This window comes from Rhizobium sp. 10PS4 (genome assembly GCF_032464805.1).
Classification (GTDB): Bacteria; Pseudomonadota; Alphaproteobacteria; order Rhizobiales; family Rhizobiaceae; genus Rhizobium; species Rhizobium laguerreae.
The window spans coordinates 47815-68371 of record NZ_JAWDIW010000015.1 but is presented as its reverse complement, the minus strand read 5'-3'; the positions used below and the strand labels follow the sequence as shown (position 1 = coordinate 68371).

Genomic DNA, 20557 nt, shown 5'->3' with positions numbered 1-20557 from the left:
GCGGCCGACTGAAGAACTTACAAAGACGCACCCGGCGCGCGAACGCGGACCGGGTGCGGCTCATATCAAGCGATCAGGGGAGCTGAACGTTCTTGTAGGTCTGCTGGAAGCGACGCAACAGAGTATTGCCGCGTTCGGCAGCGCTGTCGAGCGAAGCTTGGACATCGGCATTGTTGACGAAGATTGCCTGGAGACCATTGGCGATTTCGGTGCGGACCTGCAGCAGGCCACCAAGGCGGATGCCGTGCGGAGCCGCATCGTCAGCGGGCGATGCGGTCAGGCTCTGAATAGCGAGTTCGCGGCCGGCATAAGGAGCCTTGTCGTAGAAGCCCTGCTTCTTCAGATATTCGAAGCCGGAGTTACGAACTGGGATGTAGCCGGTAACGGTCGACCAGGTGAGAGCTTCTTCCGGCTTTGCGATGAAGTTGAAAAAGGCACCGGCAGCCTTGTATTCGGCGTCGGAATGACCCTTCAGAACCCAGAGCGAAGCGCCGCCGACATAAGAGCTGTGCCGGGTTGCATCGCCGTAGGTCGGGAGCATGGCAACGTCCCAGTTCATGCCTTGCTTGGCGGTGCGGCCAACGTTGCCGTGGTCGCCGACCGAGGTCAGGATGACCTGGCAATCGCCAGCGGCAAAGGCTTCGACGAAGGTCTGGCCGACAGCCTTGTTCTTGATGACGGCAAGCTTGTTGTCGTACCAGGACTTGAGATCCTTGACGTAGCTGACGAGAAGCGGGTTCTTGTTGAACACCAGCTCGGCGTCGAGACCTTCAAAGCCGTTCTTTTTCGTGGCGATCGCTTCGCCGTTGACGGCTTCGAACTGCTCGATGTACTGCCAGACTTCGTTGTTGGAGATGTCGAAGCCGAGCGGGCAAGCATAGCCTGCATCCTTCAGAGCCTTGAGGTCCTCGCCTGCTTCCTTCCAGGTCGCCGGAGCATGATCCTTGCCGATCTTGGCGAAGGCGTCCTTGTTCCAGTAGAGCAGAGCGGTCGAGGAATTGAAGGGGAAGGAGTACATCTCGCCCTTGGATGTCGCGTAGTAGCCGGAGATACCGGAGAAGTAGTCCTTCCAGTCGACGGTGTAGCCCATGTCGGTCATCAGCTTGTTGGCCGGGTAGTAGGCGCCGGAGAGCATGATGTCGAGGGTGCCGGCGTCGGAGACCTGGGCGATGGTCGGCTGCTTGCCGGCGCGGAAGGCAGCGATGGTATTCTGCAGGGACGCGTCGTAGCTGCCCTGGCTGGTGCAGACGACTTCGTAGTCGGCCTGCGATTGGTTGAAGCGATCGCACTGCTCCTGGACACGCTTTGCGATGTCACCGGAATTGCCGAACCAGAAGTCAATCTTGGTCTTATCGGCGGCGGCAGCGGGACCAGCAAGAAACGCTGTAGCGAGAAGGGCGCCGACGGCGCCGAGAAGCTTGGCTTGCATGAGAACCTCGAACGTAAAAGGGACGCGCACTTTCAGCGCACGCCCTATTAGCTGGTTCAAATTGCGTCTTCCAATGAAGATTACATGACATTAAATGATCGAAATCCAGTCGTCATAAAACCTTCATACAATCGTTATTCGCCGACCTCGAGGAAATATTTATAGAAATTTCGTCGATTGCTTCCGAAGTCGGTTAATAAATTACACCTATATTCGAAACAATGGATTCTTAGGGGAGGGTTGATATTAATTTATATTACGGCGGAGCGAAGTTATTCGCCTGCTCCGCTGCAACGAAACTTGCAAAACGCTGACATTTTGGCCGTTGCACTTGTGTGCAACCTGAGAGTTTAGGCCTCAGGATTGAAGGGAATCCTTCAGGATCGCCGCAAAACGCGGATCGAATGCACGGCTGATCGGTCCGGCGGCAGCACCAAGCGCCACCGACCAGGGATCGGCCATGCCGGGCTGCAGGCGCGGCAGCGTCCGGCCGCGATGTTCGGCGATCGAGGGCAGCAACGGGCCGATTGCCGCAATCAACCTGTTCACCAGCGCCTCCGGCGCGCTGCCGCAGAGGATCACCGTCTGCGGATCGAAAAGCGTCTCAAGGAGATGGATGCTCCAGCGCAGATCCACTGCGGCCGCCTCGACCCAGGCATGGATGCTTTGGTCGCCTCTTAAGGCAAGGTCGTTGATGCGTGCGTGGAGATGAGGATCGGCGGGATCTATCGACAGATGCTGATAGAGCGAGGCGAGCGAGGCGCGATGTTCGAGCGGCGTCGATTTGCCGTCGGCAAACAGCAGCGCCATGCCGATCTCGCCGGCATTGCCGTTGGTGCCGCGGTAGAGCTCGCCATTCAGAATAAGGCCGGCGCCGATGCCATAGCCGACGAAGAGGCAGACGGCATGGTCGATGCCGTGGGCGGCTCCCACCATACGCTCGGCGGTCGCTGCCGCCGCCGCATCGTTCTGCAGGCCGACATCGAGCCCGGTGCCGGCGGTCAGCGTTTCCAACAACGGAAATTTCTGCCAGGCCTCCATCATCCACGGATCGTCGCCGCTGCCGGCAACCCCGAAAGGCCCGGGCATGGCGGCGCCGAGGCCGACCAGCCGCTTTTCCGACTGCTGGACGATCCCGGCAAGTTTTGACCGCACGCCGGCGACGAGATCGAGGATGACCTTCGTCCCGTTCGACGGACCTCCGGGTGGTAGTCCGGCCTCATCTCGCACGAGAACGCTGCCGACCAGATCGACGGCGACCGCCCGCGTCACATGCCGATCGATCTGCAGGCCGATTGCAAAGGCGCCTTCGGGCACGAGACGATAGGGTGTCGACGGCTGCCCCCTGCCCCTCCTCACCGCCTCTTGCGAACTGACGAGACCGTCGCGCTCGAGTTCCTCGATGATATTCGACACCGTCTGCTTGGTCAGCCGCGTCGCCCGTGCCAGATCGGCGCGTGAAAGCGCGCCGTTGATCCTCAGGGCATCGATCATGACGCGCCGGTTATGCGCGCTGGTGCCTTCGTGATTGGTGCCGCTCTTGGCCCGGATCGGGCGGCTGTCATTCATGTGCAATTCCCTCTTGACTCCAATAGAATGTTGAAGAAGTAATAAGTCAAGACACTTGACTTAATGAGGAACCGGAGAGTTCCAGGGAACGCAGGAGGCGGGCAACGGCTCCGACGACGCTCCGAGACGACGAACCGGCACGCTTTCCGCGCGTGCCCTCTCGAACACCGATGGCGGAGGACCGCCCTCGGCAATGCGTAAATGTCAAAAACTGGAGGCTGCAATGCTGAATTCCTTTAACAAGACGCTTCTGGGTGCGGCCTTGATCGGCGTGTCCCTTGCGCCGCACGCTTTCGCCGAAACAACGCTGAACGCGCTTTTCATGGCGCAAGCTGCCTATAGCGAGGCCGATGTGCGCGCTATGACCGACGCCTTCGCCAAGGCGAACCCCGACATCAAGGTCAATCTCGAATTCGTCCCCTATGAAGGCCTGCACGACAAGACGGTGCTGGCGCAGGGTTCCGGCGGCGGTTATGACGTCGTCCTCTTCGACGTTATCTGGCCGGCCGAATACGCCACCAATAAGGTTCTTGTCGACGTCTCCTCGCGCGTCACCGACGAGATGAAAAAGGGCGTGCTGCCGGGTGCCTGGACCACCGTGCAATATGACGGCAAATATTACGGCATGCCGTGGATCCTCGACACCAAATACCTGTTCTATAACAAGGAAATCCTCGAAAAGGCCGGCATCAAGGCGCCACCCAAGACCTGGGACGAACTGACCGAGCAGGCAAAGACGATCAAGGACAAGGGCCTGCTCGCCACGCCGATCGCCTGGAGCTGGTCGCAGGCCGAAGCCGCGATCTGCGACTACACCACGCTCGTCAGCGCCTATGGCGGCGATTTCCTGAAGGACGGCAAGCCGGCCTTCCAGACCGGCGGCGGCCTCGATGCGCTGAAATACATGGTTTCCAGCTATTCCTCCGGCCTCACCAATCCGAACTCCAAGGAATTCCTCGAAGAGGACGTCCGCAAGGTCTTCGAAAACGGCGATGCCGCCTTCGCGCTGAACTGGACCTACATGTACAACATGGCCAACAATCCGAAGGACAGCAAGGTCGCAGGCAAGGTCGGCGTCGTGCCGGCGCCGGGTATTGCCGGCAAGAGCGAGGCTTCTGCCGTAAACGGCTCGATGGGCCTCGGCATCACCTCGGCCAGCCAGCATCCGGATGAGGCCTGGAAATACATCACCTTCATGACCTCGCAGGCAACGCAGAACGCGTATTCCAAGCTCAGCCTGCCGATCTGGGCGTCCTCCTATGAGGATCCTGATGTCACCAAGGGCCAGGAAGAGCTGATCTCGGCTGCCAAGATCGGCCTTGCCGCCATGTATCCGCGCCCGACGACGCCGAAATATCAGGAGCTTTCGACCGCGCTGCAGCAGGCGATCCAGGAAGCGCTGCTTGGCCAGTCCTCGCCAGAGGACGCGCTGAAGTCGGCAGCCGACAATAGCGGCCTCTGAGCAACGCATGAAACCCCGGGCGGCGCCTGCCGTCGCCCGGTCTCCAGAACCTATGAAGAATAAGGGTCGCCTTGATGTCGGGCACTTGGCTGACAACCCGCGCGTGGCTTTTGATGCTGCCGCTTCTCGTGATCATGATTTCAGTCATCGGCTGGCCTCTGATCGATACTGTCGGCCTTTCCTTCACCGACGCCAGGCTGGTCGGCACGGAAGGCAGCTTCGTCGGCATCGACAATTACGTGAAGATGATCTCCGGTTCGAATTTCCAGCGCACGCTCGTCACGACCGCATGGTTCGCAATCGTCTCGGTCGCCGCCGAAATGGTGATCGGCGTGCTCGCCGCCCTGCTGCTGAACCAGCAATTCCGCGGCCGGACCGCGCTTCGCGCCCTGATGATCCTGCCCTGGGCGCTGCCGACCGTCGTCAACGCCACGCTCTGGCGGCTGATCTACAATCCGGAATATGGCGCGCTGAATGCCGCCTTGACGCAGCTCGGCCTGCTGGAGGCCTACCGCTCCTGGCTCGGCGAGCCGGGCACGGCGCTGGCAGCCCTGATCGTCGCCGACTGCTGGAAGAATTTCCCGCTGGTGGCGCTGATCGCGCTGGCCGCACTCCAGGCCGTGCCGCGCGACATCACCGCCGCCTCGCTGGTCGACGGCGCCGGCGCTTTTGCCCGCTTCCGCTTCGTCATCCTGCCCTATCTCGCCGGCCCGCTGATGGTGGCCCTGGTGTTGCGCACGATTGAAGCCTTCAAGGTCTTCGACATCATCTGGGTCATGACCCGCGGCGGCCCGGCCAACAGCACCCGCACGCTGTCGATCCTCGTCTATCAGGAAGCCTTCTCTTTCCAACGGGCAGGCTCCGGCGCCTCCTTGGCGTTGATCGTCACGCTGCTGGTGACGCTGCTTGCTGCCGGCTACGCCGCCCTGGTGCGCAAGACCGCGGGGAGTGCAGCCTGATGGAACGCCAGAGCCCACTTTTTTCCGCCTTCATTCACCTCTGCGCGCTGCTGCTTGCCGCCGTCATCCTGGCGCCGATCCTATGGCTGTTCATCATGAGCATCTCGCCGGCCGCCGACCTTGCGGAAAAGCCGCTGCGCTGGTGGCCGCAGACGGCGGATTTCTCTCGCTACGGCGTGCTGCTCTCGACGCTCGAAAACAGCGCCGGCGCCGCCTTCACCTCGTCGCTGCGCAACAGCATAGAGGTGGCGGGCATGGCGACGATCGCCGCCATCGCGCTCGCCATACCGGCCGGATGGGCCGTGTCGCGTACGCCTGCTGTGGGATGGTCGCTGTCGATGGTCATCGCCACCTATATGCTGCCGCCGGTGGCGCTCGCCGTGCCGCTTTACATGGGCCTTTCCCATCTCGGCATGCTGAACAACGTCTTCGGCCTCGCCCTCGTCTATCTCACCATCCTTGCGCCCTTCACCACCTGGCTGATGAAGTCGGGTTTCGATTCCATCCCGCGCGAGATCGAATCCGCCGCGATGATCGACGGCGCCGGCCTGTTTCAGACGCTCAGGATCATCACGCTGCCGCTGGCCGCCCCCGTGGTGGCGACGTCAAGCCTCTTTGCCTTCCTACTTGCCTGGGATGAATTCTTCTATGCGCTGCTCTTCACTTCCGACCAGCGCGCCAAGACGCTGACCGTCGCCATTGCCGATCTCGCCGGCGGCCGCGTTTCCGATTACGGACTGATCGCGACGGCAGGTGTGCTCGCCGCCCTGCCCCCGGTGCTGATTGGTCTTCTCATGCAACGCGCCCTGATTTCGGGGCTCACCAGCGGCGGCGTCAAGGGATGAACATGACAGAAGAAAGAACCCGGCCGGCCGGACTTGCGGCGATCGATCGCGAAATGGCGCGCCAGCATGCCGATGCGATCACCTCCTATGAAGCGGCCCAGCCGATGGCCGTCAGGGCTGCGGCTTCGCTGAAAAAGACCGGCAGGCTGCTGCTCATCGGCATGGGCGGCTCGCATGCCGTCAACCGCGCCGTCGAACCGCTCTACCGGGCGCTCGGCATCGATGCCGTCGCCTTGCCCCTGTCTGAACAGCTCGGCCAGCCGTTGCCGATCGCCGGCAGGACGATCTTTGTCACCTCGCAGTCCGGCGAAAGCGCCGAGGTCGTGCGTTGGTTCAGCGAGACCGGCGGCACGGAGGAGACTTTCGGCCTGACACTCGAAGGTAATTCCTTCCTCGCAAGAACCGCTCCGTCGCTGGTCGGCACCGGCGGCACCGAGCTTGCCTTCGCCGCGACCCGCAGCCTAACGGTGACTTTCGCCCTGCATCTGGCAATCCTTTCCGCCCTCGGCGAAGATCCTGACACCGCCCTTACCGCCCTCAGGGCGCCGGAAGATCATGACATCGCCGCCGCACTCTCGGCGCTGGAAAACGTCGCGACCATTGTCACGTCAGGCCGCCGGTTGCAGGGTATCGCCGAGGCGCTCGCACTCGGATTGACCGAGCTGTCGCGCCGTCCCTGCTTCTCGCTCGAAGGCGGCCAGCTGCGCCACGGGCCGATGGAGATGCTGGGGCCGGAAATCGGCGTCGTGCTGTTCCGCGGCTTGGACGAGACGGCTGGCCTGGTGACGGCAATGGCGACATCCGCCGTCGAGACCGGCGCCCCGGTCATCCTGTTCGACGCCTCGGGCGAAGCGCCGGTCGCCGGCGCGGTGATGATCCGCTTTGCACCTGCAACCGGTTTTGCCGCGATCTTCGCCATGCTTCCGGTCGCCCAGCGGCTGATGATCGCCTTTGCCGATGCCCGCGTGGATAATGCGGGAACGCCGGTTCGATCGACCAAAATCACCCGGAGCGAATGAATGCGGCCGCTTGCAGTCATCGGCAATGTCAACGTCGACCTGATCCTTGGACCGACCGCCCCTTGGCCGAAGGCCGGGACGGAAATCATCGTCGATCATGACGAGTTGCGCGTCGGCGGGGCCGCCGGCAACAGCGCGCTCGCCTGGCAAGCGCTCGGCGTCGAATTCGAGATCGCCGCCAATATCGGCAGTGATCAGTTCGGCCGCTGGCTGAGCGAAGCCTTCGGCCACCGTTCCGACAAGTGGCCCGTACGTCCTGAGAAAACGACGCTCTCCGTCGGCATCACCCATCCTGACGGCGAGCGCACCTTCTTCACGACGAGGGGCCACCTGCCGCGTTTCAGCCTGGCAGACGTTTTCGCCGTCATCGAGGGCGCAAGACTGCAGGGCGGCTACGCGCTTCTCTGCGGCTCGTTCCTGACCGACGATCTGACAGAAGAATACGGCAAGTTCTTCGATTGGGCCGACAGCCATGGCATCACCGTTGCGCTCGATACCGGCTGGCCACTCGACGGCTGGACAGACGAGAATTGCGCAGCGACACGCGCCTGGCTTTCGCGCAGCGGTGTCGCGCTGCTGAACGAGGTCGAATCGACGACACTTGCCGGCATCGCCGATCCGATCGAGGCCGCGCGTCAGATCAAATCGCATATGCCGGCGGGTGCGATCGTAGTCGTCAAACGCGGCCCGGACGGGGCTCTCACGATCGGGCCTGACGGCAGCTTGGTTTCGGTGGCAGCACCCGTTGTCGATGTCGTCGATACGATCGGCGCCGGCGATGTCTTCAACGCCGCCTTTCTCGCCGCGCTCGCAAGCGGTGAGCCGCTGGTTTCCTGCCTGATGGCGGGAACCGAGGTTGCCTCGCGCGCCATCTCCACTCTTCCCCGCAACTATGGCGGCCCGACATCTCTTCAGGAGCCCTTGCGATGAGCGCGCTCGACATTCAGAACATCCGCAAGGCCTACGGCGACATCGAGACGCTGAAAGGCATCGACATCTCGCTGGAAAGCGGCGAATTCCTGGTGCTGCTCGGCTCCTCCGGCTGCGGCAAATCCACCCTGCTGAACATCATCGCCGGCCTTGCCGAGGCAACGAGCGGCGATGTCAGGATCGGCGGCCGCTCGGTGCTCGGCGTGCATCCGAAGGACCGTGACATCGCCATGGTCTTTCAATCCTACGCGCTCTATCCCAATCTGACGGTGCACCGGAACATCGGTTTCGGCCTGGAAATGCGCAAGGTGGCAGCACCCGAGCGCGACAGAGCCGTGCGTGATGCCGCCAAGCTCCTGCAGATCGAAAACCTCCTCGAGCGCAAGCCGAGCCAGCTTTCCGGCGGCCAGCGCCAGCGGGTCGCGATCGGTCGCGCGCTGGTGCGCAAACCTGAGGTATTCCTCTTCGACGAGCCGCTCTCTAATCTTGATGCCAAGCTGCGCATGGAGATGCGCACCGAGATCAAGCGGCTGCATCAGATGCTGAAGACCACGGTCGTCTACGTCACCCATGACCAGATCGAGGCTATGACCCTTGCAAGCCGCATCGCCGTCATGCGCGACGGCCGCATCGAGCAGCTGGGTACGCCGGAGGAGATCTACAACCATCCGGCAACTCTCTATGTCGCGACCTTCGTCGGCGCGCCGCCGATGAACCTGCTGAAGGCGACGGCGGCGCGCGACGGTGGCCTGGCGCTTTCAGGCACCGATGCGATCCTGCCCCTGCCCACCCGTTTCCGCGAGGCGGTCGGCAATGGCCGCGACCTTATCCTCGGCATCCGTCCCGAGGCGCTTCGCACGGACGGCGCCCGCCCGTCGATCGAGGTGACCCTTGAGGTCGCAGAGCTGACCGGCCCGGAACTCGTCGTCACCGCCCTTGCCGGAAATCAGCGCCTGATGGCCTGCCTGCCGCCACGCACGCCGATCCGCAACAACGAAAAGCTCACCCTCTTTTTCGACGAGGAGGCGATGCATCTCTTCGATCCGCAAACCGGCCTCAGCTGCGGCCGTTAGCGACGGCTGTCCGTCAGCTGTTCAATTCGCTGCGTCAGTAGGCTTCCGCTGGTACACGTGAATATAGTCGACGAGTAGAATGGAAGGATTCGGCGTTTCATCGATCGGCCAACCCGAGCCGAGTGCCAGGTTCACCAGCGGATAGAACGGCATGTGGAATTCCTTCGGCGTGTCGAAGCTCCAGATGAACTTACGGTCGAAGTAGAAGCTCGTCTTGTCGGCTTGGATATCGACGCCGTAGGTGTGATAGTCGCTGTTCAAAATTCCGTCCTGGACCTTTTGCCAATAGCCGCCGGTGCTGTTCTGACCGCCCTGGCTCTGACGCCAGATATGAAAGCCCATGCTGAATTCGTAGGGCGCGCGTCCATAATATTCCAGGACGTCAATCTCGGCGGTGTATTTCGACCGGTCGAGCCCGATCAGCCAGAATGCCGGCCAGACGCCCTTGCCAGGCGGCAGCTTCATCCTTGCTTCGAAATAGCCGAACTGCTGCGAGAACCCTTCGCCTTTCGGGTTCACCGACGACAGCAGGCCTGAGCGCCAGGTTCCATCGGCCTCCTTGCGCGCTTCGATCTTTAGAATTCCCTGATCGGTGGTAAACGGAAAGCCGGGGGCCGGATCTGTGAAACGGGCGTCGCCGAAATCGCCGTTCCAGGGCGTATGGGCGATCCAACGGGAACTTCTCTCCCCCCAGGCCGAGACGTCGAGACTGTCGAAACTCTCCTCGAACGTCAGCTGGTACGCATCGATGTTGAGCGGTTCCTGGGCCACGCTGGGCTGGCCGGGCAACGCCCCCAGACCGAGAACGATAAGCAAACCCAGAGCCTTAGAAGATATTCCGTAACGCATTCTGTTCCTCCGAAAACACCAAACATCGTTGGACTGCACTTGTCTCGATCATGAAGTGAGGACCCTGTTTCGTCGCGGCATGAGCCTGTGGACGACGATGGTCTCGATGCCGTCGGGCTTCCCGGCGATCTGCCACACGAGCAGCGCGAAGATCCAGAAGATCGCCGCGGACACCCCGCCGCAAAGCGCCAGGCCGACGATAAGGTGAAAGCCGACAGGCATGGCAACAAGCATCGGCTCTGCCCAGAGCAGGAAAGCCATCATCGGCACGCTCGCGACCAGAGGCCGTAAAAAAGCGTTCAACTGCGCGGCAAATGTCGCGCCGATCAGCTGCCGCGTGATGACGAGCGATGCTGCATAGGCGACAAGCACCGCCACGATCCGCGCGCCCAGTGCTCCCGCCACTTGAAAATAGACAATGCCCAGGATGGTGACCGGAACCCTGACGGCGAACTCGGCAAACATCCGGAGAGCGAGATAACGGGTTTTGTTGAGCACCATAGCCAATGGCGGCATCATGTTCGTCGGAAGACCGAGCAGACTGCCGATGCACAGCCACTGCAGAATCGGCGCGGCGGATGCCCATTTCTCACCGACGATGATCCGCACGGCCGGCTCGGCAAGCAAGGCGAGCGCGATGAGGATGGGCGCTGCCACGAAGGTGATCGCGTTCGTCGCCTTCAGATAGGCAGCGATCAGATTACGACGGTCATCGACGGTCGAGAATGCCGCCATCAGCGGACGCAACAATGGCCCGACGAAGGTCTGGTATGGAATAGCGGCGATATTGTCGGCGACGCTGAAGGCGCCGAAAGTCGACAGGCCCGTGAAGCGCGGCAAAAGCAGCCGGTCCAGTTGCCAGTTGATCGAACTCAGCACCTGCGAGACGGTGTTCCAGCTGATCATGTCCTGAAAGTGCTTCCACTCGGAAAGGCTGAATCTCGGTCGCATCGGCGCGAAGATATAGGAGGTGATCACCGCGGCGGTCGGGCCCGCAACCGCGCCGATCGCCAGTCCCCAATAGCTGCCGGTCGCGACCGCCACCCCGACACCGAACAGCAGTGTCGACCCCTTGGCAATAAGATCGAGTGCGAATTCGCGTTTGAAATCGAACTGCTGCATGAACAGAACCATGCGCGGGCTGATCACGCTGCGCATGGCAGGCGCAATCGAGAGCACGGCGACAAGGGAGAAAAGCCGGGGATCGTCATAGATCAGAGCCATCGGCCAGGAGATGGTCATCATCAGCACGCTGATGGCCACGCCTCGAAGAAGGCTGAGGGTAAGGGCGGTAGCAAACATATCGTCCGAAGGCGACGGCTGGCGCATCAGGGCCTGCGTCAGCGGCAGATCCAGGATTGTCTCGACGATGACCAGAACCGATGTCGCGATGGCGACAAGGCCGAAATCCGCCGGGCTCAAAAGCCTAGCGAGGATCAGGAGGCTGACGAAATCGAGCAGTCGCGCCAGGAACTTTCCGCTGATGGTCCAGATGCTTGCCGTCGCCGTCCTCTGAGATACGCTTGACATGATCTATTTTCTATTCCTCGTCGACGGTTTCGGTCGCAGCGGCAAGACAGGCAGCTCCGTTCCTTGCCCTCAGCCCGCCCGTCTTCTGAAGACCTCGGCGGATCGGTCGCCATGGTCGGCCAGTTGCTGCTCGATCAGGCGGGAGAGGCGGTCGCGGAACACGGCGGAAGAAAATTTCAGCGAGTGCGCGCGGATGGCATGCGGATCGATATCGTCCTCCACCTCTTCGAACGCCGCCATTGTTTCCAATAGAGCTTCCGTGGTCTGCTCAGCGAAGCGAAAGCCGACCTGCGGCGAGCAAACGGTTTCCCTGGCGCCGCCGGCATCGAAAGCTAGGACCGGCCGCCCGGATGCCATGGCTTCCACCGGCAGGATGCCGAAATCCTCCGTGCCCGGAAACAACAGGGCGCGGCATCGCGACAGATGGTCGCGCAGAACGTTGAAGGGCTGATGGCCGAGAAACTGCACGGTCGGTCCGGCAATCGACTTCAGATAGGCCAGTTGTTCTCCCTCGCCGATCACAACCAGCTTTCGGCCGGCCTCGGTACAGGCGCGAACGGCGATGTCCGGCCGCTTGTACGTGGTCAGCTGTCCCGCATAGAGATAGAATTCGCCTTTCCCCGTCCCCACCGCAAAATCGTCGGTCGCAACCGGCGGATGGATGACGATGGATTCCCGGTCGTAGAAGCGGCGGATACGGCTTGCGACATAATCGGAATTGGCAACGAACACATCGACCCGCGAGGAGGTCGTCACGTCCCAGGCGCGCAGCATGGGTGCGGTGATCGACATCAAGGCGCGACCCACCCAGGGCAGACCATGGCGGTAGACATGGAACTGATCCCAGATGTAGCGCATCGGCGAATGGCAGTAGCAGACATGCAGGGCGTCGGCGCGCGTGATGATGCCCTTGGCGGGTCCGGATTCGCTCGACAGCACGAGATCGTAATCCTGCAGATCGAACTGCTCGAGCGCGAAAGGCATCAGCGGCAACATCTTGGTATAATGCCGTTTTGCACCGGGGATCTTCTGCAGGAAGGATGTGCGGATGTTCCGCGTCTTCAGAAAATCGCTGATGCGATCCCGGTTGCAGACGAGGGTGAAGATGTCGGCCTGCGGAAACATGCGGCACAGCTCTTCGACGACCTTCTCGCCACCGCGCATCGAAACGAGCCAATAATGCACGATGGCGACACGAAGCTGCTTGGTATCGCTCGCGCTTCCGGCATCAGTGACACGTCTTTTCGCCATAACTGGCGCATCGCCGAGAAATGGCCTCGCGTCGGGAAGAGAGGTTGTTGCCTTAAGGGTCAACTCAATACTCCTTGTATCGCCACACCGTCTGTCAGGTCGGGAACCGCATTCGTCGAAATCAGGCTGTGGTATTCGCAAAGAAGCGCGTCGCGCCATTCCTCGTGAGTCGACGCAAGATCCGGCGACTTCAGGAAAGCCCGCTCGCTCATGGCGCGGACCTCGTGCCTCGGCATTTGGCTAAATCGCTTCAAAGTATCGGCAAAGGCGCTTTCGTCAGCCGTATCGCAGGCGATCGCCATGCCGGCTCTTTGCATTTCCTCGGCAAGAAAGGCGCTGTGCGACATGATGACCGGTAGCCCGCTCCTGGCCGCTTCGATAGCGACGAGGCCGAATGGCTCGGGATAGCGAGACGGCATCAACAGTGCACGCGCCTTGCGGATGGTCGGGCCGATCTCCGCATGCGACTGCCAGCCGACGGCCCTAACGTGATCTCCCGAAGCCGCAACCAGCGGCATCAGCGGCCCGTCCCCGATCACGCAGAGCCTGACGCCGGCTTTGCGTGTGGCGGCCACGGCGTCCTCTATGCCCTTCTCTTCGTCCAGCCGCCCGATGAAGACGAACTCCTCGTTGGCCTCCGCCTCGATGCGTTTGATGGAGAGCGGAGCGACGGGATTGCGGATCGTCGTCAGTCGTTCGGGCCGATATCCGGCGCCGACGAGGAAGCTTGCCATCTTCTCGTGCAACAGGATGATCCGGCCGAAATCGGCCTGATCCTTCAGCCGCCGGAGGATGTTGGAGCCGCGGGCAACCCGCCATAATTTGTGCGAATAACTTCTCTTGTCGCAGGCCGTCGCAATGCAGCCTCCGCCGAGCGGGCGTCGAAGGCAGACTTCCTGCGCCTGATAGTCGAAGAAGGCGCCGTTGGGGCAGGCGGTGAAGAAATCATGCGCGTGCACCACGCATCGTCTGGCGACCGGCATCAACGCCCTGAAAATCGCCGGAGACAGGATCTGGTGCCAGCCATGCACATGATAGACGGTGTTGGCGGTGTCGTTTGCGGCAATCCAGTTCGCGACCATGCGGACGGCGGCGCCATTGTGAATGCCGGTCACGAAAGCCTTCGCACGCTCGGCACTGAGCAGGTCGCGGCTGTTCAGCCCGACCATTAAGACCCCGAGTGCGACGAGCTCCGCATTGGCGGCGTCATCCCCGCAAATATAGGTCACAGGGATGTCGAGGCCCCGAAAAAGCTTGGCGGACAGCACCGCCAGCGCCGTCGCACCGCCTCTGGCCACCGAATAATCGTCGATGATGACCACGCGATCGATCTTTGTCGTGCCGGGGCTGGGAAACCGGCCGACGCTTGCGGCGGATCGAAGGACCTCGGGAAGCGACGGGCGCATCACTTCACCGAAACTGCGCCGTTGGCACAGGCCTCCAGCGCCTTGCGGTTGAGGATGCGGATCTTGCCCTGGCCCCCGTCGATGATCTTGCCTTCCCGCAGGCGCCGCAGGCATTGATTGACCTTCTCGCGGGACGCCGGCAGCGTCGCGGCCAGATCATTTTGCGAGATGATCAGTTCGTCGCCGCTGTTTGCCGGATCTTTTCCATAAACAGTGGAGAGCCGCAGCAGCGTGCTGGCCAGCCTCGATTGCAGGCTCGACGCCGCATTCGCAATGATCCGGAGTTCGAGCTCTGAAATGCGCGCCAGCGCCCTGGAGAAGACTTTTTCGCGAAAGCAGGGATCGCTGGCGTACATGTCACGCAGCAGCCGGCCTTCGAAGAAATGCAGCTCGCAGGCGGAACCGGCACGGTATTCGAGGCTCAACGTCTGCCTGCGCAGAACCTCGAGCTCGCCGATGAGGCCGGATTTCGGAATGATCTCGACGATGAATTCCCGGCCGTCGGGCAGCATCGTGCTTGCGCTGACCACCCCCGAATGAACGCGCGCGAACGTATCGACGAGGACGCCGGCCCCGGCGATGATCTCGCCGCGCCGGAAACGCCGGACGCTCGACCGGCAGGAAAGGAATTCGTCGTCGATGACGATGCGGCTGTTCAGATGAATGCCGCCGTTAGCTGATATCGCCGCCTTGCCGATGCCGGCCCTGCGATCTGATGCGTGTGTCGCCCCATCCATGCGCATAACTCCACTCGATAACCATAGGCAATGCTGCACTGCATCATTTATATTGTCTTAATATGAGAGTCAAATAACATCACGGAGATATGACGTAAAGATAAAGTATATATTTAACTTCAAAACAAAATATACACCATAAAAAGGACAAAAAATCCCAAAGAAGCCAAAAAGCCGCCACGCGATCGAAGATCTCTGCCTATTAAAAGGGCTTACTGAATAAAAAACGGCAATAATCAAAGTGATGACATCAAAACTGATAAACAAGCGTCAGCGGATAATCACCACGAATTAGATTAGATTATCGTTTTAAATGAAAAGAAGGCCATCAAGGTGTAGTCCGAATTCTCGATTGCCCGTTAGTAGCATAAAGAATTTGTTAAGGATTATGACCTTGGTAACAGACAACCAGAGTGCGGCGCAGCAAACTTTGAACGGTTCTTAATCGGAATGTTTTGGAGACCACCGATGACATGGGAAGCACATAGTTTCGAGGCTTGGTCGCGCGTCGGACGGACCGCGAAAGGCGGCGATCTCCATTCGTCCCGGCCTCGTGCGGCAGGCAGATCGTCGAAGCGCGCGCTAGACCTTGTCATCGCAGTCACGGCGCTGATCCTGCTTTCCCCGCTTCTGTTGATCGTCGCAATGATCGTGAAGATGAGCGACCGCGGCCCGGTCTTCTATTCCCATACGCGCATCGGCGTCGGCGGAGCGCCGTTCGGATGCCTCAAGTTTCGCACGATGAAGACCGATGCGAGTGCTCAGCTTGCCGAATTGCTGCAAAACAACCCGGCTGCGCGAAGCGAATGGGAAGAGACACGCAAGCTGAAGGACGATCCGAGGATCACGGCCGTCGGTGATATCCTCAGGCGGTCGAGCATCGACGAGCTTCCCCAACTGATCAATATCGTGCGTGGCGACATGAGCCTTGTCGGCCCCCGGCCGATCACGGCCGAGGAATTGCCGCGCTACGGCGAGCATATATGGGCCTACATGGCCGTCCGCCCGGGCCTGACCGGTCACTGGCAGACCAGCGGGCGCAATGATGTCAGTTACGAGTACCGGGTTTCCCTCGACGTTCACTATCTCAACAACTGGTCGCTCGGCCGGGACTTCATCATCATTGCCAAGACCATTCCCGCTCTGTTTTCGCAGCGCGGCTCGTATTGAGCATTCTCGTATTGAGCATTCATGGGAGAGCCGCCGATCATGCCTGGAATCGGAAGACACGCTACTTCCCCGTCCCTCCAAGCTGCCATTACCTGGTTACTCCGTGAGCCCGTCATTTTGGATTAGGACGACATGACCTCAAGCACGATCTTCAGCGGTGTTTCTCCGATATCTCTGCCTGCCGCAGCCACTGGCGGGAATTCGCCGCTCACCTTGCGGGATATGCTCTTCTTTATCAGAATGCGCTGGCTGTGGATTGCGGCGACGACTTTCGCTTTCCTCGTATTGGCAGGGAGCTACGTGCTGACCGCCGAACCGACGTTCGTTGCCAACACGCAACTTGTGATCGTCCCCCAGGTCGGCGGCTCCGAAGCACAGAGGGCTTTCGCGGAAGACGCGTTCATCGAGGGACAGTTGGAGATCGCCAAATCCAGCGATGTCGTCGGTGGAACGGTAACGGCACTTGGTCTCGATACCGATCCTGACTTTGTCGACCAGACGCCTTCGCTGCAGGATCGGGCAAAGAACTGGTTGATGGGCGCTTCTTCCGAACCGGATACGGCATCGCAGGAAGCGGCAGGCGCAGGACCGCGTGACAGACAGCCGCAACAGCAGATCGAGGACGGGCGGATCCATGATCGGGCGGTCGCCACGCTGCTGAACATGATGGGAGTACGCCGGATCGGGAGTTCGACGATCATCGAGATATCGGCTGCAGCATCGACCCCGCAGCAGGCCGTCGACATCGCCGACACGCTGGCCAGGCAGTATATCCAGAAGAATATCGCAATGAAGGCCAATGCGTCCCGGCAATACAGCGAATGGCTGACCAGATTCGTAAGCGAGCAGCAGCGCGGACTGGCCGAAGCTGCCAGTGCCCTGGCCAGCTTCACGAGCAATCCGCGCGATCAGTTCAAGCTTGCGGAGCTGCAGAGCGCGACTGACGCCCGCCGCACCCTCTATGAAAATACCTTGAACCAGCTGACCGAAGCCAGGCAGCGCATCACCTACCCGGTGTCGGATGCCACGATCGTCTCTCGGGCCACCCTGCCTCTTTCGAAAGCCAGACCACGCAGCACGCTCATCATTGCATTTGCGGCGGCGGTTGGTCTTGGCGTCGGCTTCGCACTCGCCATGATAAGACACGCCGGCGATCGCCGGATCGTCCGGCCCCATCAGATCGCGGAAGCCGGCGGACTGCCCTTTGTCACTTTGCTGGCGACATCGAGAACCCGCAATGGTCACTCTGCGCGATTCCTCGCCGCCGGTACCGGCAGCAGCGGCACCGCAGCCGCCTATCCTGTTATTCCAGGCATGGCGGAGCTGAGCGCGACGGTCGTTGGTCTTCGGCGCAAACGCCGGGTCGTAATTGGAATCGTCGCTGTCAATCCCGGCAGCGGGGCATCGACCATCGCATGCGAACTTGCGGTGCTCTCGTCGATATCAGGAGCGCAGACGCTGCTGATCGATGCGGCTGCGCAGAAATCGTCGCTCAGCAAATCGATCGCGCCCCATAGTTCCACAGGCCTCGTCGACGTTCTCGACAAGGGCGAACTGATCCAGACGGCGGCATTGCCCCTCACCCCGACGCTGAAATTCCTACCCCTCGGCAAAGTCGAAGCGGTGACGCCGGCCATTCGCCTCAGTTCCCGCCGCACGCAGTTGAGCTTCGCCGACTTGAAAAAGGAGTTCGACGCCATATTCGTCGACATTTCCGCATTCTCTGCTTCGCCGGATGCCAATGCGATCGCGCCGGAACTGGACGGTGTCCTCGTGGTCACCTCGCACGGGCACACCTCGATCGACGACACCATGCACGTCATCGAGACCCTGCGGAATGTCGGCGCGGAGATCCTCGGCGCGATCATCAACCATGCACCGAAAAGAATAGAGTCATGACTTCACCTTCGGCAGAAGCAACAAGGCAGAACAGCCCGATCGGACCGGCGCCTGTTCCTTGCGGCGCTGAAGCCATGGCGGGCCGCGCGCGCCGCCCATTGCGACTGGCTGTAGGGATTGCTTCGGCAGGCCGCCCCTCGATACTCAAAGAGACCGTCGATTATCTCACCGCCCTGCCGGACCAGGCCGAGCGGCTGATCGTCTGCGTGCCGGTGATCGACGACGCCGCCGGCCTCGCCGACCGCCTCGATGTGGAAGTCATCGTCGGCAGCCGTGGCCTGACCTCCCAGCGCAACAGGATCATCCAGGCCGCCGCCGCCGACACGGATATTCTGATCTTCCTGGATGACGACTTCATTCCCGCCGCGACCTTCCTGTCGCGGATGGCGGCTGTCTTTGCAGCAAACCCCGACGTGACGATCGCCACTGGCGAAGTCCTGGCCGACGGCATCCTCGATGGCGGCCTCAGCATGCCAAAGGCCCTGCAGGTTCTTGAAACAGCCGGCGAAGGGGCCGAGCAGGTGACGGAGGTCTATAACGCCTACGGATGCAACATGGCGGTTCGCCTTTCACCCGTTCTCCAGCACGCGCTGGCCTTCGATGAACAGCTACCGCTCTACGGCTGGCTCGAAGATGTCGATTTCAGCCGGTCCATCGCCCGCTACGGCAGGTCCGTGCGTGTCGAAGGCGCTCGCGGCGTGCATCTCGGCGTCAGATCCGGGCGCCAGCCCGGCCGAAGGCTCGGCTATTCGCAGGTTGCCAATCCTGTCTACCTGATCCGGAAGGGCACGATGTCGAAGGGCCGTGCTGTCGCACAGATCGGCCGCAACATCCTGGCGAATACGCGGGGTCTATTATTCAATGACCGCCTGATCGACCGATGGGGACGCTTGAACGGCAATTTGCTGGCGCTTTCCGACCTTCTTGTCGGCCGCCTCTCTCCGTCCCGCATCCTGGAATTCGGCAATCCCGCGCCGCGCGAAATGCCTTCGCCGTCGATCGCAACGAAACGGAGATAGCAGACAATGCAGCGCACATCCTTGTCCGGTCGCCTCATCTCCATCGCCCTTGCCTTGCTGGTATTTTCCGGCGTGACCGGCTGGAGTGTCGCCCATGCGGAAAACTATACCCTCGTGCCGGAAGATCAGGTGAGACTGCGTGTCGTCGAATGGCGATCGTCGGATTCCCGGTATGCCAGCTGGGAAGCCCTCGGCGGAACATATACAGTCGACGATGCCGGTAATCTGGCGATTCCGATCGCCGGCCAGGTGCAGGCGATCGGCAAGACGACGGAGCAGGTTTCCGATGCGATCGCCACCGCGCTCTCCGAAAAGGCGGAACTGCCGGGAAAGCCGTTCATCGCCGTGGAAATTGCCCAGCATGCGCCGATCTTCGTAACCGGGACCGTGCAGACCCCCGGGCGCTATGCTTTTGAGGCCGATATGACGGTCATGAAGGCCGTCAGCATCGCCGGCGGCTTCCTTCGGGAGCGCGAAGAGAATACCGTCTTCGAGCGCGACCGGATCGAGGCTGCCGGCGCCTACCGAACGGCCATTCTCAACCGGCGTGATCTTCTGATGCGCCAGGCGCGGTTGCGCGCCGAGATCGCCGGCGAACAGAGTTTCGAGATCCCTGCAGAACTCGCCGGAACACCCGATGTGGACAAGCTGAAGGCGCAGGAATTGAACCTGATGCGGCTGCGACGCGTCGATATCGAAAGCCAGATCGAAGCGGCAAGCGACCTTGCCCGTCTCTACGGCCAGCAGGTCCAATCACTCGAGGCCAAGATCAATTCGCAAAAGCGGCAGATCGACCTTGCGCAAAAGGAACTGGATAACGTCAACAGCCTGGTGAGCAAGGGTCTGGTCAGCAATTCCCGGCAGGTCACGGTCGACCGCGGCGTTGCGGACGCACAAGGCACCCTGATCGATCTCGAGGTCGCCCTGACCACGGCTCGCCAGGGGCTCAGCGAAGCCGATCGCTCGAAGATTAATATCGTCAACCGGCAGAACAGCGAAAACCAGGAGCTGCTCAACCAGGTCAATCTCGCGATCGGCAGGGCTGCGATCGACATCCAGGTGGCCCAGCTTCTGGGCGAACAGGCTGGCTACAGCGCGCAACTCGCCCAGATGAATACGGACGTGCCGGGTCTTGGCAGAGCGCAAAAGAACTACAGGATCGTGCGTCGCAACGACGATGGCACCTATCGCAACATCGAGGCGGACGAGACGACCAGCTTGCGGCCGCATGATGTCGTCGAAATCGGCATCGACACGGATCTCCAGACGCCGTCGCCTCCGCTGCAGCTGCAGTCCGCGCCACAGCAGCAAAGCTCGGCAGTCCCGCTGTCTGATGTAGCAGGCGACAATCACGCGGCTCCCGGCTGGATATCCCAGACGGGATCGAATTAGGGGACGGTCGTGACCATG

The 20557-nt window shown here is 61.2% G+C and carries 17 protein-coding genes; 10 read left to right on the top strand and 7 right to left on the bottom strand.

The window, feature by feature from the left end; translation table 11 throughout:
* Positions 1-73: 73 nt before the first annotated feature.
* Positions 74-1429, bottom strand: a complete 1356-nt coding sequence (locus RWJ89_RS26685) for an extracellular solute-binding protein (RefSeq protein ID WP_168257760.1) — start codon at positions 1427-1429, stop codon at positions 74-76.
* A gap of 357 nt (positions 1430-1786) precedes the next feature.
* Positions 1787-2998, bottom strand: a complete 1212-nt coding sequence (locus RWJ89_RS26680; protein ID WP_168257759.1) for an ROK family transcriptional regulator — start codon at positions 2996-2998, stop codon at positions 1787-1789.
* A gap of 223 nt (positions 2999-3221) precedes the next feature.
* On the opposite strand from RWJ89_RS26680, the gene RWJ89_RS26675 reads away from it, so the two are divergent.
* From RWJ89_RS26675 to RWJ89_RS26650, 6 genes are all read left to right on the top strand, one after another.
* On the top strand, positions 3222-4460 hold the full coding sequence (locus tag RWJ89_RS26675) for an extracellular solute-binding protein (RefSeq protein WP_316031704.1): 1239 nt from the start codon (positions 3222-3224) through the stop codon (positions 4458-4460).
* A 74-nt stretch (positions 4461-4534) separates the two neighbouring features.
* Complete coding sequence (locus tag RWJ89_RS26670) at positions 4535-5419, top strand: carbohydrate ABC transporter permease (protein ID WP_316031703.1); 885 nt, start codon at positions 4535-4537, stop codon at positions 5417-5419.
* Positions 5419-6264 carry a carbohydrate ABC transporter permease gene (locus RWJ89_RS26665; protein WP_168284549.1) on the top strand — a complete coding sequence of 282 codons (846 nt, stop codon included), beginning with the start codon at positions 5419-5421 and terminating at the stop codon, positions 6262-6264. Before RWJ89_RS26670 ends, RWJ89_RS26665 begins: the two co-directional genes overlap by 1 nt.
* Entirely contained in the window at positions 6261-7283 is a 1023-nt protein-coding gene (locus RWJ89_RS26660) for an SIS domain-containing protein (protein WP_221943130.1), read from the top strand. Before RWJ89_RS26665 ends, RWJ89_RS26660 begins: the two co-directional genes overlap by 4 nt.
* The gene (locus RWJ89_RS26655) at positions 7284-8213 is read left to right on the top strand and encodes a PfkB family carbohydrate kinase (protein ID WP_131662112.1); all 930 of its coding nucleotides are present in this window, start codon (positions 7284-7286) and stop codon (positions 8211-8213) included.
* Positions 8210-9286, top strand: a complete 1077-nt coding sequence (locus tag RWJ89_RS26650) for an ABC transporter ATP-binding protein (RefSeq protein WP_168284552.1) — start codon at positions 8210-8212, stop codon at positions 9284-9286. Before RWJ89_RS26655 ends, RWJ89_RS26650 begins: the two co-directional genes overlap by 4 nt.
* 21 nt (positions 9287-9307) lie before the next feature.
* Here RWJ89_RS26650 and RWJ89_RS26645 read toward each other — a convergent pair whose 3' ends face one another.
* The 5 genes from RWJ89_RS26645 to RWJ89_RS26625 all read right to left on the bottom strand — a co-directional run bounded on the left by RWJ89_RS26645 (position 9308) and on the right by RWJ89_RS26625 (position 15059).
* Positions 9308-10135, bottom strand: coding sequence for a glycoside hydrolase family 16 protein (locus RWJ89_RS26645; RefSeq protein WP_168284553.1), 828 nt, complete (start codon positions 10133-10135; stop codon positions 9308-9310).
* A gap of 48 nt (positions 10136-10183) precedes the next feature.
* Positions 10184-11665, bottom strand: coding sequence for a lipopolysaccharide biosynthesis protein (locus RWJ89_RS26640; protein WP_168284554.1), 1482 nt, complete (start codon positions 11663-11665; stop codon positions 10184-10186).
* A gap of 69 nt (positions 11666-11734) precedes the next feature.
* Positions 11735-12979, bottom strand: a complete 1245-nt coding sequence (locus RWJ89_RS26635) for a glycosyltransferase family 4 protein (protein WP_131666176.1) — start codon at positions 12977-12979, stop codon at positions 11735-11737.
* A complete protein-coding gene (locus RWJ89_RS26630) occupies positions 12976-14325 on the bottom strand; it encodes a glycosyltransferase family 4 protein (RefSeq protein ID WP_206105931.1) in 1350 nt (449 codons plus the stop codon). The genes RWJ89_RS26635 and RWJ89_RS26630 overlap by 4 nt, the downstream gene beginning before the upstream one ends.
* Positions 14322-15059, bottom strand: a complete 738-nt coding sequence (locus RWJ89_RS26625) for a Crp/Fnr family transcriptional regulator (protein WP_026265410.1) — start codon at positions 15057-15059, stop codon at positions 14322-14324. The genes RWJ89_RS26630 and RWJ89_RS26625 overlap by 4 nt, the downstream gene beginning before the upstream one ends.
* A 468-nt stretch (positions 15060-15527) precedes the next feature.
* On the opposite strand from RWJ89_RS26625, the gene RWJ89_RS26620 reads away from it, so the two are divergent.
* From RWJ89_RS26620 to RWJ89_RS26605, 4 genes are all read left to right on the top strand, one after another.
* Complete coding sequence (locus RWJ89_RS26620) at positions 15528-16229, top strand: sugar transferase (RefSeq protein WP_132613905.1); 702 nt, start codon at positions 15528-15530, stop codon at positions 16227-16229.
* 132 nt (positions 16230-16361) lie between these two features.
* Complete coding sequence (locus tag RWJ89_RS26615; RefSeq protein WP_316031702.1) at positions 16362-18128, top strand: tyrosine-protein kinase domain-containing protein; 1767 nt, start codon at positions 16362-16364, stop codon at positions 18126-18128.
* Positions 18125-19147, top strand: coding sequence for a glycosyltransferase family 2 protein (locus tag RWJ89_RS26610; protein ID WP_316031701.1), 1023 nt, complete (start codon positions 18125-18127; stop codon positions 19145-19147). The genes RWJ89_RS26615 and RWJ89_RS26610 overlap by 4 nt, the downstream gene beginning before the upstream one ends.
* A gap of 6 nt (positions 19148-19153) precedes the next feature.
* Entirely contained in the window at positions 19154-20539 is a 1386-nt protein-coding gene (locus RWJ89_RS26605; RefSeq protein WP_316031700.1) for a polysaccharide biosynthesis/export family protein, read from the top strand.
* The last annotated feature ends 18 nt before the right edge of the window (positions 20540-20557 follow it).